The sequence below is a fragment of the Burkholderia sp. Ed8 genome (assembly GCF_040761425.1).
GTDB lineage: Bacteria > Pseudomonadota > Gammaproteobacteria > Burkholderiales > Burkholderiaceae > Burkholderia > Burkholderia seminalis.
Window position 1 is genome coordinate 1617315 of the sequence record NZ_CP142885.1, and the last position, 16162, is coordinate 1633476.

The 16162-nt window shown below is 63.5% G+C and carries 12 protein-coding genes and 1 pseudogene; 8 read left to right on the forward strand and 5 right to left on the reverse strand.

What is annotated here, in order from left to right; all coding sequences use genetic code 11:
* Positions 1-84: 84 nt before the first annotated feature.
* Positions 85-609: a metal-dependent hydrolase gene (locus tag VXM69_RS07440; protein WP_034191578.1), complete on the reverse strand. Its 525-nt coding sequence runs from the start codon at positions 607-609 to the stop codon at positions 85-87.
* A 410-nt stretch (positions 610-1019) separates the two neighbouring features.
* Between VXM69_RS07440 and ggt the strand changes: the two genes are divergently transcribed.
* A complete protein-coding gene (gene ggt, locus VXM69_RS07445; RefSeq protein WP_034191577.1) occupies positions 1020-2741 on the forward strand; it encodes a gamma-glutamyltransferase in 1722 nt (573 codons plus the stop codon).
* Positions 2742-2997: 256 nt separating this feature from the next.
* Here ggt and VXM69_RS07450 read toward each other — a convergent pair whose 3' ends face one another.
* Together VXM69_RS07450 and VXM69_RS07455 are read right to left on the reverse strand one after the other, a co-directional pair.
* On the reverse strand, positions 2998-5421 hold the full coding sequence (locus VXM69_RS07450; protein WP_367188349.1) for a right-handed parallel beta-helix repeat-containing protein: 2424 nt from the start codon (positions 5419-5421) through the stop codon (positions 2998-3000).
* Positions 5422-5900: 479 nt separating this feature from the next.
* Positions 5901-6824, reverse strand: a complete 924-nt coding sequence (locus VXM69_RS07455) for an alpha/beta fold hydrolase (protein WP_200087469.1) — start codon at positions 6822-6824, stop codon at positions 5901-5903.
* 352 nt (positions 6825-7176) lie between these two features.
* On the opposite strand from VXM69_RS07455, the gene VXM69_RS07460 reads away from it, so the two are divergent.
* Positions 7177-7626, forward strand: coding sequence for a helix-turn-helix domain-containing protein (locus VXM69_RS07460; protein ID WP_226227593.1), 450 nt, complete (start codon positions 7177-7179; stop codon positions 7624-7626).
* Positions 7627-7647: 21 nt separating this feature from the next.
* Here the strand turns inward: VXM69_RS07460 and VXM69_RS07465 are convergent.
* Positions 7648-7832, reverse strand: a pseudogene (locus VXM69_RS07465) (ISL3 family transposase); the annotation flags it as partial.
* A gap of 8 nt (positions 7833-7840) precedes the next feature.
* Positions 7841-9256: a TolC family protein gene (locus VXM69_RS07470; RefSeq protein WP_367188350.1), complete on the reverse strand. Its 1416-nt coding sequence runs from the start codon at positions 9254-9256 to the stop codon at positions 7841-7843.
* Positions 9257-9534: 278 nt separating this feature from the next.
* On the opposite strand from VXM69_RS07470, the gene VXM69_RS07475 reads away from it, so the two are divergent.
* The 6 genes from VXM69_RS07475 (at position 9535) to VXM69_RS07500 (ending at position 16082) form a co-directional block, all read left to right on the forward strand.
* Entirely contained in the window at positions 9535-9711 is a 177-nt protein-coding gene (locus tag VXM69_RS07475; RefSeq protein WP_006479216.1) for a hypothetical protein, read from the forward strand.
* Positions 9712-9936: 225 nt separating this feature from the next.
* On the forward strand, positions 9937-10122 hold the full coding sequence (locus tag VXM69_RS07480; RefSeq protein WP_027791386.1) for a hypothetical protein: 186 nt from the start codon (positions 9937-9939) through the stop codon (positions 10120-10122).
* A 131-nt stretch (positions 10123-10253) separates the two neighbouring features.
* Positions 10254-12374: a peptidase domain-containing ABC transporter gene (locus VXM69_RS07485; RefSeq protein WP_367188351.1), complete on the forward strand. Its 2121-nt coding sequence runs from the start codon at positions 10254-10256 to the stop codon at positions 12372-12374.
* Positions 12371-13375 (forward strand): hypothetical protein, encoded by a 1005-nt coding sequence (locus VXM69_RS07490; protein ID WP_367188352.1) that lies wholly within the window; start codon positions 12371-12373, stop codon positions 13373-13375. The genes VXM69_RS07485 and VXM69_RS07490 overlap by 4 nt, the downstream gene beginning before the upstream one ends.
* 12 nt (positions 13376-13387) lie before the next feature.
* The gene (locus VXM69_RS07495) at positions 13388-14683 is read left to right on the forward strand and encodes an HlyD family efflux transporter periplasmic adaptor subunit (RefSeq protein WP_226252101.1); all 1296 of its coding nucleotides are present in this window, start codon (positions 13388-13390) and stop codon (positions 14681-14683) included.
* 4 nt (positions 14684-14687) lie between these two features.
* Entirely contained in the window at positions 14688-16082 is a 1395-nt protein-coding gene (locus VXM69_RS07500) for an OmpW family protein (protein ID WP_367188353.1), read from the forward strand.
* Positions 16083-16162 lie beyond the last annotated feature (80 nt).

Sequence of the window (16162 nt, forward strand, 5' to 3'; positions counted from 1 at the left end):
ATCTTCAGATGGGGGCTCGCGGCGCGCTTTCAACGAACCGAAAGTTGCGTGCCATTCTTCGCGTCGAATGGCGACGGATTGCAACTAAACGCGATGCAGCCAGCCGAGCCAGTGTTCGAGCAGCGGCGCGCGCGACCACAGCGATTGCGCGAGCCACAGCGTGCCGCCCCAGGCGGCGGCCACGACGATCAGGTCGCAATGCCCGCTGTTCCACAGGTTGAGCGAGTGACGCCGCCAGATCCACGGCACGCCGAGCGGGTTCGGCCAGTCGGCGAGCAGGTGCATCACGCCGCCGCAGGCGAAGCCGAACAGCGGTGCGGCCCACAGCGGATGCGGATGATGAGTCAGCCCGTGCCATCCGAGCGCAAGCAGCGCGACCCAGCCGATGCCCCAGTGCGTGACGGTGCGATGCGTGATCCACAGGCGGCGCTTGCGGGTCCACCAGGCGACTTCGAGCCAGTCGGGTGCGGTGCCGCCGGCGACGCCCGCGACGAACGCGGCGAGCATGCCGGTGTGCCAGGGGCCGGTGGCGCCGGTTTGCGCGACGAGGACGGCGGCGGCGACGCCGGCCGCGAAGCCGGACGCATGATGTGCGTTGTGTGATGCCATAGGGAGCGAGACAAGCAAACGTGAAGCGGCACGTGAACGAAACAGCGATGTCGTGCGAAAGCGGGGCGCTATCTTCTCAGATCGACCCGCGCTGCGGGAGGGGCGTTTGCAGATTTTTTTGCGTGTGCCGCGTGGCAGGCGGCGAGGTTCGCAACTTTTCGGTTTTGCGCGCTGCGTGACGGCGTGCATCGGGCGCGCAACGCATGCCGTTTCGACCGATTCGTTTGGCCGTCGCGGCGCTGCAATGTGACCGCGCGCACACGATCGGCATGCCGTCGTTGCATGCCGCGTGTTCGACCCTTATTGTCCCCCTATACTACGAAGCCGGCCGATCGCCGCCGGCGCGCCGGCGGTCATCGACGGATCAGGTGCCTTTCCTGCCTGAAGGAGATCCACATGGGGGACATGCAATGACTACGCTGAATCGCTTCAAATCATCCGCTGCCGTGCTTGCGACGATGGCCGGCATCGGGTTTATGCCGAACGCGCCCGCCTATGCGAAAGGGCCGCAGCCGGCGGTCCTGACGAGTTCGGCCGTCGCGGTGGCCGACAAGTACAGCGCGGATGCCGCGGAGCGGATCTTCAAGGAAGGCGGCAACGCAATCGATGCGGCGGTTGCGATCGCCTTCACGCTCGCCGTCACGTATCCGGAAGCCGGCAACATCGGCGGCGGCGGCTTCATGACGATCTACAAGGACGGCAAGCCGTACTTCATCGACTACCGCGAGCGCGCGCCGCTCGCCGCGACGAAGGACATGTACCTCGACAAGGACGGCAACGTCGTCAAGGGCATGAGCCTGTACGGTCCGCGCGCGGTCGGCGTGCCGGGCACGGTCGCCGGCATGTGGGAAGCGCAGAAGCGCTTCGGCAAGCTGAAGTGGAAGCAGGTGCTCGCGCCGGCGATCCACTATGCGCGCGACGGTTTCGTCGTCGACGAGCAACTCGCGCAGCGCGGCGTCGATGCATCGAAGGAATTCGGCGGCAAGACCAACTTCGACAAATACTTCTCCGGGCTGAAGGCCGGCGCGAACTTCAAGCAACCCGACCTCGCCGACGTGCTCACGCGCATCGCGAACGACGGCGCGGAAGGTTTCTACAAGGGCAAGACGGCCGAACTGATCGCCGCGTCGATGAAGACCGGCGACGGCAACGGGCTGATCACCACCGAGGATCTCGCGCAGTATCGTGCGGTGTGGCGCCAGCCGGTGCAGGCGAAGTGGAACGGCTACGACGTGATCACCGCGCCGCCGCCGAGCTCGGGCGGCATCGGCCTTGTGCAGTTGCTGAAGATGAAGGCCGACCTCAAGCAGGACTTCGAGGGCGTGAAGCTCAATTCGCCGCAGTACATCCACCTCGTCGCGGAAATCGAGAAACGCGTGTTCGCGGACCGTGCGCAGTATCTCGGCGATCCCGACTTCTACAAGGTGCCGATCGCGCAGTTGACCGACGACGCCTACATCGCGAAGCGGGCGGCCGAGGTCAACCCGAAGGAGCCGTCGGACACGAAGAGCGTGCAGCCGGGCCTCGGCACGACGATGCCGGAGAAGGCCGAAACGACGCACTTCTCGGTCGTCGACAAGTGGGGCAACGCGGTGTCGAACACGTACACGATCAACGGATACTTCGGCTCGGGCGTGATCGCCGACGGCACGGGCATCGTGCTGAACGACGAGATGGACGACTTCTCCGCGAAGCCGGGTGTCGCGAACATGTTCGGCGTGGTCGGCAGCGACGCGAACGCGATCGAACCGAAGAAGCGCCCGCTGTCGTCGATGTCGCCGACGATCATGACGAAGGACGGCAAGGTGTCGCTCGTGATCGGCACGCCGGGCGGCTCTCGCATCTTCACGTCGATCTTCCAGGTGATCAACAACATCTATGACTTCAAGATGCCGTTGAAGGAAGCGGTCGGCGCGATGCGCTTCCATCACCAGCTGCTGCCGCCGAACACGATCTTCTGGGAGCCGTACCACCCGATCGAAGGCGAGCTCGCGAAGCAGATCGAGGCGCGCGGCTACACGCTGAAGGGGCAGGATTTCAGCGGCGACATCCAGGTCATCAAGATCGACGGCAAGACGCCGGAAGCGATGGCCGATCCGCGCGGGCGCGGTGTGACGCGGGTTATTCGCTGACGGGAGCCTGTTGCGTGATCGCCGCGGCGGTCGCGCGAACGGCGCTTGACGTCGGGCAAGAGTCCGGCGCGGATAAGACGGTGAGCCCGATCCCCACCGAGCAGACTACGCCGAGTGGGGTCGGGCGATTTTGCGTTGCCGTCGCACTGCTGCTGTTCTGCCGGAACGGAACTTGCGTCGATCCAGACCCAAGGTGGGAGCGCGGTGTGTCGTATCCGGTCTGTACCCCCGCGTCAATCCCGCAGTCGCGTACGTGCTATTGCCCCAGTCTCGGAATCATCGTGACAGTGGGGGCGACGGTATAGGCCACCGTCATTGCGTCGCCCGACTTGAGATCGATCATTCCGTTCGTCAAGCCGCTCGCATAGGCGGCTTGCCCGTTTCGGGAGACATTGATTGACAAGACGGTGCCTCCGGCGATCGACATGCTGACCGCGCTCAGGTTGTTGTTCGTGAACGTCCACGGCGAAGCGCCGACTGTCGGAAAAACGAGATCCATCTGCACATAGGGAGCGGCAAACCCGTTTTGGGCGAAATTGTCTTCATTCCACGATATGTTGTTCCACGAAGCAGCATAAATAAAGTTGCCGACTGCTCGGGGATAATTGACCGGTTGAGCCAGATAATTTCCTCTCAATTTGAGGGATGCCCCTGCCGAGAGTGTTGCGATCGTGATAAGACAGCCAAATGCGTTGCAGCAACCGATGTTTTCTCCAATGTTGCTATTAATGTCCGTAGAATGCGAGCACGAACCATCGAAATAAATACCGTCCTTCGCGATACCGGATAGTTGATTATTCGAAACGATACACTCGCTAGTGGCAGACAGGAAGATTCCGGCGGATGTGCTCAATGAACCTGTTCCGGTGAATGTAATGGATGCGCCGTTTGCAATTCCGCTGCCGGTGAAATTGTTGGACAGCGTGACGGTCGGGCCATTTCCGTTACCGGAGACCGACGTCACGTAAGTGCCGACCGGGATATTCGTTCCGGATACGCCTTGTCCCACCGCACAGCCGCGTGCCGACGGATACGGTGTAAACGTCAGCGTATTGGTCCCTGCCGCCGCTGCGGCCGAGGTCGTGATCGTTTGAGATGTCGTGCAGACCATCGGCGTAAAGACGATGGATGCACCGCTCGCGACGGTGCCGGTCGTCGCCTTGCTGAGCGTCACCGAGGTCGCCGTCACACCAGTCACGAAGGTGCCGGCCGCGATGTTGGTCCCGCTGACGCTTTGTCCGATCGACACGCCTGTCGTTTCGTTGCCGGGCGACCCGAAACCGTAGTTGTCGTTATAGGTGACGCCGGTTGTCGAGGCGAATGTCAACGACGTAGCGGCACTCGCAGTGGAAGCGGTTGTCACGATCGTCGCACCGAACAGTCCGACACCGGAAAAGACCACGATTCCGCCACTCGGTACGGTTGCATTCTGGCTCAGCGTGACTGTCGATACACCTGCCGATACGACCGTGCCTATCGCTATGCTCGTCGATCCATTGAAATACCACGCCGTCATGCCGACCGCGACACCCGGGGTATTGGCGAAGTTCAGCGTCGTCGATGCCGAGGTCGCACTGATCGTCGTCAACGTGAATCCGTTCTTGTTGTTCGGATCCCAGCCATTGACTATCGCGTTCTGTGAAATGTTGACCTGAATGTGGGTGCCGCCGGATGCCCCTAAAAAGATCGGGTATCCCGCCGAATTCTTGATCGTGTTGTTGATGATTGAAATGTTGGAGTTGTTGGATCCATTGGCTGTGGTTAAATGCAACGCTCCGTAAGAATTTGGGGCGTTCGGAAGGTTGGGGCGGGCGACGATATCGGATGATATGCCGCACGTATCCAGGATGTTGTCGGTTACTCTTATATTGTCGTTGCCGTACGTTTGATAGCCGGATTCCGAGGCAATATAAATTCCCGCGCACTGGGAGTTATAAATATGGTTTCCGGAGACCGTTAGGTCTTGAGCGCCAACAATGGCAATGCCGCGTGCATATTTGGTCTGATCGACACGATTGTTTGCAATGATGATGCGGCGGGGGCGGGCACGATCGCTTTGATATCCGACAATAGCAAACGCGTCATCGCCACCATTGATCACTTCGTTGTTTACGATCGTAATGTCCGAACTTGCTCCGGTAACATGGAAGCCGTCGTGCCAGACATTGAGCACCGTATTTCCGAATACTTTCCCGTTCACACAGGCACGCATCATGATAGCCTGACTCGCGGCATTGTTGATCTGGCATCCGGATATCTCGAACTGGCTGCACGCTTCCAAATTGATTGGCCCGGCGTTTTCGTTGGCATAGTATCCGGTCGCGTTTTTCGAGAAAAACCGCAAATTCTGGATTTTTAAATTGCTGATGTTTTTCCAGTATATTGATGCATTTTGGCCTTGCGATGTAGTGCACTGGAGAACTGAATTCCAGCCGGCCCCGATAATCGATGCGGTTGCAGTCAGTGTATTGCTGTATAGATAGACGCCGGGAGGGAAATAAAGAGGCGTCCCGGCATTGAATGCTACTTGGAGCGCTGCTGTATCGTCAGTCACGCCGTCGCCCATGACGCCGAAGCGTCTTACACTCGTCGGAAGGTCGACCAACTCCTGTAAAAGCGTGCGCGGAATCAGTCCGGTTGCCGTGCCTACGATATAGGTTGCCGGGATTTCTGTTGTCATTGGAATACTCCTTGTTATCGCAATTAATCAACGGGAATTAAAATGAGATTTTTTTAATGATCGGCGGCCATTCCGATTGAATTCACCGTTTGAGCGGTACGGGAAAAATTGACCCTTGCAATGGAGTTCACCGATTCATTTTCGAGATTTCAAGATCGATACTCCGTTCATTTGATTAAATGAAAGGATGCGAGCAGTATTCATGATACGTCTTGAGTCCGAGGTGGGCGTGATTTCTTTGAGAACGGTGCGGAAGACAACAGATTATATTTCCGGGCGGAGCGGACGATTATATTTGCGGCGACTACTGGTCGCCTTAAACGTACGCCAGCATGACAATGGATGTCCGCTGTAATGGTACGTCGTCGACAGGCACCGAAAATTGCCCGGCGCGATTGGTGTCCGCACCAGAATCCAATCCGGTGAATGGTCGCCGGAAGGAAACGCGTTGCGAAGCTTGCTCCGGCGATGACCGGCGTTCAAGCGGTGGCCCGGATGAAGCCGGCGATCCGCTTGGCGATGGCGTCGGGCGCATCCTCGAAGCAGTAGTGCCCGACGCCCGCCAGCCGCTCGACGGGCGCGGACGGAAACAACGCGGTGAAAAGCGGCAGGAAGTGTTCCGCGCCGAGCGTCCGGTCGGCATCTCCCCAGAGCGCGAGCGCGGGTTTGCCGCGTATCGCGCGCAGTGCCGCCGCATCGGGCTCCTCGAACCGGTGCGCGCCGGCGGCAAAGCCGCGGGCCCAGCCGATCGCGCCGAGACAGTCGGCCGGTTGCGCGAACGGCGCTCCGTACGCGGCGATCCACGTGTCGGTGATGACCGCGTGGTTCTCGAACCCGTTCAGCTTCAGCGTGCTCAGGATGTTGAAGCCGAGCTGACCGAGCACCGTTTCGAGCGTATCGTCGGCCGCCGCGCGCATGATCCACTGGAACCACGGCGCCTCGCGAGCATTCGCATTCAGGCGCTCGACGAGATCGGGCTGGCCGAACGGCGTTGGTCCGTTCGCCGACACGATGCGCCGGATCCGGTCCGGATGACGTGCGGCGAGCCCCATGCCGACCGGGCCGCCGAAATCGTGCATCACGAGCGTGATGCGCTCGAGGCCGCGCGCGAGCACGAAGCGCTCGAGGTTGTCGATGTGGTCCTGCAGCCAGTAGCTGCGGTCCCGCGGCGTCGCGCTTTTGCCGAATCCCATGTGATCGGGCACGACGACGCGGTACGTCGGACGCAGCGTTGTCACCAGATGGCGGAACAGGTAACCCCACGTAGGTTCGCCATGCAGGCACAGGACGGTTTCGCCGTCGCGCGGTCCTTCGTCCACGTAGTGCATCCGGAAGCCGGATGCATCGTCGAAATGCGGGGCGAAGGGAAAGGTGCCGTCGAACGCGGCATCGGACCGGATCATCGAACGCTCCTTCGGTAGTCGAGTAGTTTGGTTTCAATGTGAAACCGAATGGAAGCGTAGGACATGAGGTTTCAAGTTGCAACCAGAAGCGCGATCCGGTCGATTGCCGCCGGGTGTCGTCGTTGATGCGTGGCGAAGCGTTGGAAAGCGATGATGGCGTGATTGACGAATCAATCGGCTTGAATCTCAGGCCAATCGGAGTCGAAACCTCCGCGCCGTTCGCCGATCGCGAACAGTCGGGTTCGCCCCATTGATCTTTGGGTGGACGGGTTTTATATTGCAACCATTCATTTCAATGGAAAACGACTGCCGCTCAGCCTGCCCACAGGGAACGGCGTAACCGCACGCACCGATGAACCGACGAACCACGCACGAAGATTCCCTTTGCGGCGTTGCCCGCCCGCTCGATGCGATCGGCGACGGGTGGTCGCTACTGATCGTGCGTGACGCGTTCGACGGGCTGAGCCGTTTCGGCGAATTCCAGAAAAACCTCGGCCTCGCGAAGAACATCCTGGCGGCTCGCCTGCGCAACCTGGTCGCGCACGGGATCATGGACATCGTGCCGGCCGCCGACGGCGGCGCGCATCACGAGTACGTGCTGACCGAGAAGGGGCGCGGGCTGTTTCCGCTGCTGGTCGCATTGCGGCAGTGGGGTGAGGATTTCTGCTTCGAACCGGACGAGGCGCACGTGCTGCTCGTCGACCGGAAAACCGGACTGCCGATCAGGAAGCTGGAGCTTCGTTCGCAGGACGGGCGCGTGCTCGGGCCGGAAGACACGGTCGTGCTGCCGCCGCCCGGCTGACATGCGGGATTATCCTTCCGGCTGCATGCTGGCCGCTTGAAGCGGCTTCTCGCAGGCCTCGGCGAAGCGCTTCGTCGCTCTGCGGTAGCGGCCGCGCCGCGCCGGTTTTTCCAGTCGGGTGCCGCCGCGGCATTCGCAGCGGACCCGCCGGCGAGGCACACGCGACACCAGCGGGTTTCGAACCGCGGCAGATCGCGCATGCATCGAACCGCCGTCAGCTCCGGTCGTTCGCCGCGTTGCTTTCGAGAAAGCTGTCCACCGCGATCAGCGACTGCTCGTCGAGCGTGCCGAGCACGCTTTTCAGCTTCAGTTGCAGCTTCAGCGCATCGAGGTAACTGTCGAACAGCTTCTGCCGGATACCCGAGATGTCCCGCCGCAGGTTCAGCGTTTCGTACGTCGTGCTGTAACCGACCTGATGCGCTTTCATCGACGAATCGTACGCGAGCCGCGCGGCCTGCAGCGACTGCTGCAGCGCGCGGATGCGCTTGCCGACCGATTCGAGCGCGGACAGCGCCTCGCGATGATCGGTGCCCAGTTGCTCCTCGACCTCGCGCAGCCGGTTGCGGTATTGCTCGGTCACGTGCTCGGCTTCCACCTGCCGGTAGTACACGCTGCCGCCGGAGAAGATCGGAATCGTCACCTGCACGCCGAACGCGCTCTGATGGAAGTCGGACCGATCGGTGAGCCCGCGCAGGTTCGGGTTGAGCCCGCGCGAATACGACGCGAACAGGTCGACGGTCGGCAAGTGCTCGGCGCCGACGCGCTTGGCGGCGAGCCGCGCGACCTGTACGTCGCGATACGCCTGACGGTACGCGGGGTTGTCCTGCGGCACGTAGTCGCCGGACGGAATGCGCGGCGACGACCCGCGCATCGCGAGCCGGGGCCAGCGCGTGAAGTCGATCGTCGAGCCGAGCAGTGTCTCGTAGCGTGCGCGCCGCGCGTCGACGTCGGTCTGCGCGAGCGCTTCGTCGGATTGGGCGAGGCTGCGGCGCGCCTCGATTTCGGCGGTGTCGCCGATCGTCTTCATCCCGAGTTGCGCCATGCGCCGCGTGTCGCTTTCGAGCCGTGCCAGCGCGCTGACCTCGTCGTCGGCCGACTGCAGTTTCTCGCGCGCGCTCAGCAGGTCGAAGCACGCGTTCGCGACGCGCAGGATCAGGTCCTGCTTCGCGACCTCGAGTTTCTGCTTCGCCGATTCCTCGTACTCGGTCGCGCGCCGCATGTCGTACAGGTAGGGCACGTTGAACAGGGCCTGCGTGATCTGGGCGGAACCGTATGCGGCATTGCTCGAGCCGCTGACGTCGATGCCGAACAGGTTCGCATGCGTACCGTAGCGCCCCCATTCGAGTTGCGCGGCGGCTTGCGGCAGCATCTGCGCGCGCGCTTCGGGGAATTTCTGGCGGGCCGCGTCGTATTCGCTGCGCGCCTGCAGATAGCGCGGATCGTGCACCGATGCGTACTGGTAGGCGGTGTCGAGGCAGAACGCGTGCGCGTTCGTGGTCGCACCGATAACCGTTACAGCGATCAGTGTCATGGTTGCAAGTCGGGGATTCCACCTAGTTGGAAATCTTGATAAGGAAATACCCGCATTCCGCGTTGCCGATCCGCCATTCGCGCGCCTCGTTTCAAACATGGTCGTCTCCGTCTCCTGCCCGTGCCGCAACGCATTGCGGCGGGATTTAAACGTTTTGAAATTGAAATTCAAAAAACATGAATGTCGCTTAGCCGTCATACATCGGAAATTGCGACTGTAAGAGTGTGTCCTCCATTGAATTCCGATGCGACCGCATGATAGCCTGATTTCGGCTGGTAATCGCGGTGATTATTAGATTAACAAGTCGCTAGGGATTAAAAGCCGTTTGTCTTTCAATGAAGGTTCTTTGCATCATCTTTATTTTTTACGAGGAGAGAATGATGAAGGTCATGACGACGGAACAGGTCAGGAATGTGCATGGCGGCGGGGCGATCAGCTCGCTGGGCAGCCTCGCCGTTGACGCCGCGCCGGTGGTGACCGCGCTCGGCCAGTTCCTGCCGAGCCTCGGCAATTACCTGCAGAACCCGAAGACGTTCAACAACACCGGCAAGTAACCGCCGTGCGCGGGGAGGCGCCCCCCGCGCGAGATGCCGCGAAACAGAAGGAAAAGAATCGATCGCCGCAGTGGCAATTAAGCGACTCCGGAATGCATTATTTCGGAATCGGGCGATTATCAGGAGGCAGGAGTGCCGGATTATCTCCGTAATAAAGTAAACGGCCATTGAGTTTTCGATTGGCTGACGGCTGCAGGCATTCCGACAATATAAAGGCCACAACAAATGCGAGACATCACGGAAGAACAGGCCCGCCAGATTCGTGGCGGCGCGTCGCTTTACTCCAATTCGGCTGCCTATACGGTCGATCTCGTCAACCAGTCGATCGGGACCACGCTGCAGGGCCTGATGACCCAGTACCAGACCCGCGCCGTCGAACAGTTCCGGATGTCGCTCGGCTCGTCGCGCTGAGCGGCCGGTAACACCGGTCTTCCGCCGCGGCCGGCAGTGCGCCGGCTGCGCCCATGCGTATCGCGCACGACCCGCCACGGGCCCGCACGGCAGGCCCGGGCGGCGTGTCGTCGCGCCCCGGGTGCCCGACCATGCTCTTCAATACGCGCAAAGTCCGTCCGGTCCTGCAGGACGAGGTGACGGAGTGCGGCCTGGCCTGCCTCGCGATGATCGCGTCGTGGCACGGGCGCGAAACGACGTTGCGCACGCTGCGCAACCGCTATCCGGTGCGGATCGATTCCGGGCTGTCGTTCTTCGACCTGATGGAGATCTCGAACGATCTCGGGCTGCGCGCGCGCGGGTTGCAGTTCGACGCGGGAGAACTCGACGCGCTCAAGACGCCGTGCATCCTGCATTGGGGGATGAACCACTATGTCGTGCTGACGAAGGTCGGCTACGGCAGCGTGCACATCGTCGACCCCGCGCTCGGCGAGACGAAGCTGCCGCTCGCGCAGGCGCTCACGCACATCACCGGTTATGCGCTCGAACTGAATCCGGACATCGGCTTCACGCGGGCGGGTCCGACCGACCGGATCCGGTTGCGCGACTACCTCGCAGGGCTGACGGGCATCCGCAAGAGCCTCGCGATCGGCATCGCGGGCGGCGTTGCCGCGCAGCTCCTGCTGCTGCTCGGCCCGTCGTACGTGCAGCTGACGATCGACGAGGCGCTGAAGAAGACCGACGTCGACATCCTGTACCTGCTGACGATCCTGTTCGCGATCGTGTTCCTGTTCGACACGCTGTACGCGAACCTCGTCGGCAACATCAAGAGCTACCTGCGCAACATCGTGTCGCAGCAGCTGTCGGCGAACATGGTCGGCCATCTCGCGCGGCTGCCGATCGGCTATTTCCTGTTCCACAACACCGGCGATTCGATTTCGCGCGTGTCGTCGGTGTCGGAGGTCGGGCGCTTTCTCGTCGACGGGCTGGTCGGCGGGCTGCTGAATATCGTCACCTGCACCCTGACGCTCGTGCTGATGTTGTACTACAGCCCGGTGCTGGCCGGCATCAGCCTCGCGGGGATGGTGCTGTTCGCGCTGAGCCGGCTCGCGATCCAGCCGCGGCTGCAGGACGCGATGTCGCAGATCCTCACGCGCGGCGCGCAAGCCGATGCGCTGCTGATCGAGAACATCCGTTCCGCGCATTCGATCAAGCTGCTGTCGGCCGAGACCGCGCGCAGCAGCCTGTGGGTCAATGCGTTCACGCAGAAGCTGCAGGCGATGCGCCAGCAGGAGCGGCTGCAACTGCTGTTCGATGCGATCTCGAAAGGGATCGTGCACGTCGAGCAACTCGTGATCGTCACGTACGGCGCGTGGCTCGTGATGCACGGACAGAGCACGATCGGCGTGATCTACGCGTTCATCCAGTACAAGAACCTGTTCGCCGACAAGTTCATCGATTCGATCCAGCTCCATGTGCGCCGCAAGGTGCTGCAGGTGCACATGGACCGCGTCGCCGACGTGCTGCAGACCGAGACCGAGGAGCCCGCGCCGGATGCGGTCGTACGGCCGGTCGGCGGATTCGACGGCGCGCTGTCGATCCGCGCGCTGTCGTACACGCCGAAGGGCGGCAACCGTCCGATCCTGCGCGACATCGCGCTCGACGTGCCGGCCGGCGCCAAGATCGCGATCGTCGGCCGCACCGGCAGCGGCAAGACGACGCTGTTGAACCTGATCTGCGGGCTCGTGCGCCCGGACCCGGGCACGCTGTTCGTCGGCGGCGTCGATCTCGCGGAAGTGAACCTGCGGCAGTACCGCAAGCATCTCGCGGCCGTCACGCAGTCCGACCAGCTGTTTCGCGGGACGATCCGCGACAACATCACGAACTTCGCGCCGGCGCCGCGGATCGGCGCGATGTTCGACGCGGCGAAGCTCGCCTGCATCCACGACGAGATCGAGCGGCTCGACCACCGCTACGACACGCCGCTCGGCGATACGCAGAAGTTCCTGTCGGCCGGCCAGATGCAACGGCTGCTGATCGCGCGGGCGCTGTATTGCGAGCCGCGCCTGCTGATCCTCGACGAGTTTTCGTCGAACCTCGACCAGGCGACGACGCACGAGATCTGCCGCAACGTGTTGACGCTGCCGTGCACGATCGTGCTCGTCACGCACGACGCGTCGATCCTGTCGATGGTCGACCGCATCTACCAGATGCACGACGGCGTATTGACCGACGCGACCGGCGCGTGGCACGCGGCCGAGGAGGCGCGGTGATGCTCGGACGGCTCTTCCTGCTCAATCCGTTCTCGTATGCGTTCCTGCTGCGCCGCGCGGTGCGTGCGGTCGCGCTGCGTACGTCGCCCGCGTTCGGGCTGCGGCTGATGCGCTGGTGCTCGGGCGCATGCCTGCGCTGCTTTCCGCCCATTCGCGAATCGATCGAACGCGCGGTCGCCTACATGCTGAGCGCACACCTGAACGACGATCCGCGGCGCGTGCGGGAAGTATCGGCCGCGATCTTGCGCGAGCTGTTCGAGGCCGAGTTCGCCGGACTCAAGCTGCGCACGCACAGCCTCGCGTCGATGAAGTCGATGATCGACGGGATGGCGTGCGAAGGCGACGATCAATTGCGCGCGGCGCTCGCACGCGGCGGCCCGCTGATGCTCGCGGGGCTGCACTTCGGCAACCTGATGCTGTTCGTCACGAAACTGCGCTTCATGATTCCCGACGACCGCAAGCTGATGGTGATCCTGCATCGCGACGCGCCCGGCGCGTTCTTCGACGATGCGCTGCGGCTCGTCGCCGAATACGGCGCGGGCGACGTCGAGTTCATCGACATCGAGGAGCGCGTGCATCTGCGGCGGCTGATCACGAGCCTGCGGCGCGAAGCGCCCGTGTTCCTGCTGTTTTCCGACCTGCACGGCAAGTTCGGCAAGACCAACCGCTGCCGGCTCGGCGGGCGCTGGGTGCGGATGGCCGGCGGCGGCGTGAAGCTCGCGGTCGAACAGGGGATTCCGCTGCTCGTCGCGTATGCGACGGGCGTGCCGTTTCGCGATCGCTGCGCGGTGCATTTCACCGGGCTCGCGGCCAGCCCGCTCGCGCCGATGCTCGGGGCGGACGACGACGCATCGCCGGTGCGCGCGACGCACCAGCGCATCGTCGACCGCCTCGAACAGGCGCTCGTGCGCCAGCCCGAGCAATGGCATTTCTGGGAACACTTCACGCCTTACCTGATGCCGACGCCGCTGCTCGATGCGGCCGCGCGGCGTCGCGCCTGACGAGCCTGCCCCATGCCGATCTGGAATTCCGCCCTCCAAGAACATAAGCCGTCGCGCAAGCTCGCGCGCGGCACCACTTTCGGCACCGTGATCCACGGCGTCGTCGACGTGCCGGTGTCGATGCGGTTTTTCTGCTACCTGTCGCTGGCGATGTTCGCGATGTTCGTGACGGCGCTCGTCGAACTGAGCTACGCGAATACCGAGAGCGTGTCGGGGATGCTGACGCCGCGCTCGGGGCTGATCGGCGTCGGCGCGCCGCCGGGCTGGGCGGTGCGCGACATCTACGTCGGCAAGGACCAGCAGGTGAAGGCCGGCCAGCGGCTGATGGCGGTGACGCGCGACACGAGCTTCGTCAGCCAGGCGAACAACGTGCAGGGCATGCGTGCGGCGCTCGACCGGCAACGCGTGGAGGTGACGCAGCAGATCGACGCGGCACGGCTCGAATACCGGTCGTCGGTGCAGCAGATCAACCAGCAGATCGCCGCGCAAGGCGAGAGCCGTGGGCTGATCGACCGGCAGATCCAGGACCAGAAGCGCATCGTCGACGAGTACGGCGAACGGCGCGCACGCGTGAAGCAGCTGCTCGACGAGCAGGTCGTGACGCTCGAACAGTACAACCAGGTCAACACGCAGTACCTGCAGGCCGGGCAGGCGTACCAGGACCTGCTGCTGCGCCGCGCCGAGCTCGCGAAGAACGCGATGAAGCTGCGCGGCGACCTCGACACGATGCAGAGCAAGTACGACGGCGCGAACGCGGAACTGAAGATCAAGCAGGAGGAGCTGAACGCGAAGGAATACAACATCGACGAGAACGTGAACCAGGTGCTGTACGCGCCGGCCGACGGGCAGATCGTGCGGCTCGACGTCGTGCAGGGCGGTGTGATCGACCCGCCGGGCACGCGCGTCGTCGAGATCCTGCCCGCGCAGGCCGACGGGCTGATCGCCGAGGTCTACATTCCGTCGTCGAAGGCCGGCTTCGTGAAGAAGGGGCAGGAAGTGAAGGTTGCGTACGCAAGCTATCCGGTCGAGAAGTTCGGCACCTATCGCGGCAAGGTGTTGTCGATCTCGCCGGTCGCGTTTTCGGCGAAGGAGCTGAACCTGCCGGGCGATGCGGCCGCGCCGCAGACCTACTTCAAGACCTGGGTCGAACTCGCCGATCGAACGCCGTCCTTCGAGGGGCGGCCGCTGTCGCTGCGGGCCGGGATGATGCTGAAGGCCGACGTCGTGCTGGAGCGGCGCAGCCTGCTCGAATGGCTGTTCGAGCCGCTGTACCGGATCCGCCAGCGCCTGTTCGGCGTGCCGGCCTGAGCCGATGGCGAATCGCGACATTACCCGCCGCCGCGCGCGGCCGGGCGCCGTGCGTCCGTTGTCGCGCTGGCTCGGCGCGACGCTGTTCGCGTGCGCGGCTGCCGCGCACGGCGCGCCGCAGCCGGACGGCGATGCCGCGCCGCGCTGGCAGGCCGGTGCCGACGGGATCGGCTTCTGGCCGGGCGGCGATGCGGACGGGTTCGACGCGAGCGCGTGGGCGACCGATGCAGGGCCGGCGCGCGGCGGGCGCGATGGCGCTGGGGCCGGCGTGTCGCCGCTCGACCCCGTCCCGTTGAGCGCACGCAAGATCACGCTCGGGCAGCGCACCGGTGAAGCGGGGCGCGCGTGCGCGGGAGCGCGCGACGATGGCGTTGACGGTATCGGCTTCGACGACAACGGCGCGGACGACGGCTGCGCGCCGGCCGCGCCGCGCGAGGCAACGGCGGATGACGCATCGGCTGGCGGCGTGGTCCACGCCGGCCGGATGCCGTACGAACTGCATCCGGTCGATCCGTCGCGGCTGCCCGATCTGCCGGCCGCGCAGGCGCCGCCGTTGCTCGAGCAGCTGATGGGCGACGACCGCAACATGGTCGGCCTTGGCTGGCACTTCGTCGGGACGACCGGCCGGTCGACGCCCGTGACGACGCATACCGACGCGCTCGGGCTGAACAGCTTCCAGAACGCCGGGTCGAGCCTGTCGCTCAGCAATACGAACACGCTGGCGTTCACGTTCACCCACTTTTTATCGGAGCACTGGGCGGCCGAACTCGGCGCGGGCATTCCGCCGGTGCTGACGCTGCGCGGGCACGGCAGCATCGCGCTGCCGCTCGAGCGCATCTTTGCCGGCGTCCAGGGGCGTTTTCCGCTGATCGACCTTGCGAACACGCAAAGCAATCCGCTCGCGACCACGCGCGCGTGGCTCGGGTCCGTCGTGTTCAAGTACTACCTCGGCGAGCGCGACGATCGCTTCCGGCCGTTCGCGGGCATCGGCGTCAGCTACACGCGCTTCACGAACACGAACCTGAACCCCGTGTTCCAGCGCAAGCTCGCGTCGCTCGGCGGGCTGCTCGCGGCAGGCGCGGACATCGGCAGCCTGCAGTCGCTGTTGCTCGACCCGGCGATGTTCCAGCGGATCTGGGATGCCGGCGGCGACCTGCTGCTGTCGGGGCGGACCAATGTATCGGCGAAGGTGAAGAGCGTGTGGGAGCCGGTGTTCACCGTCGGCGCGAGCTACCAGATCACGCGCCGGCTCTGGATCACGGGGATGGTCACCTATATCCCGCTGCGGACGAAGATCACGCTCGACATCAGCCAGCCGAACCGGACGCTTGCATCGAACACCTTCGATATTTCGGCCAATCCGGTGCTGGCCAGCGTGCTGCTGAACTTCCGCTTCTGACGGTCCCGGCGGCCGGTTTTCATCAATTTGACGCGCGACGCTGGGATAATGGCGAAGTTTGGCCGCGTCAATGATGGAAG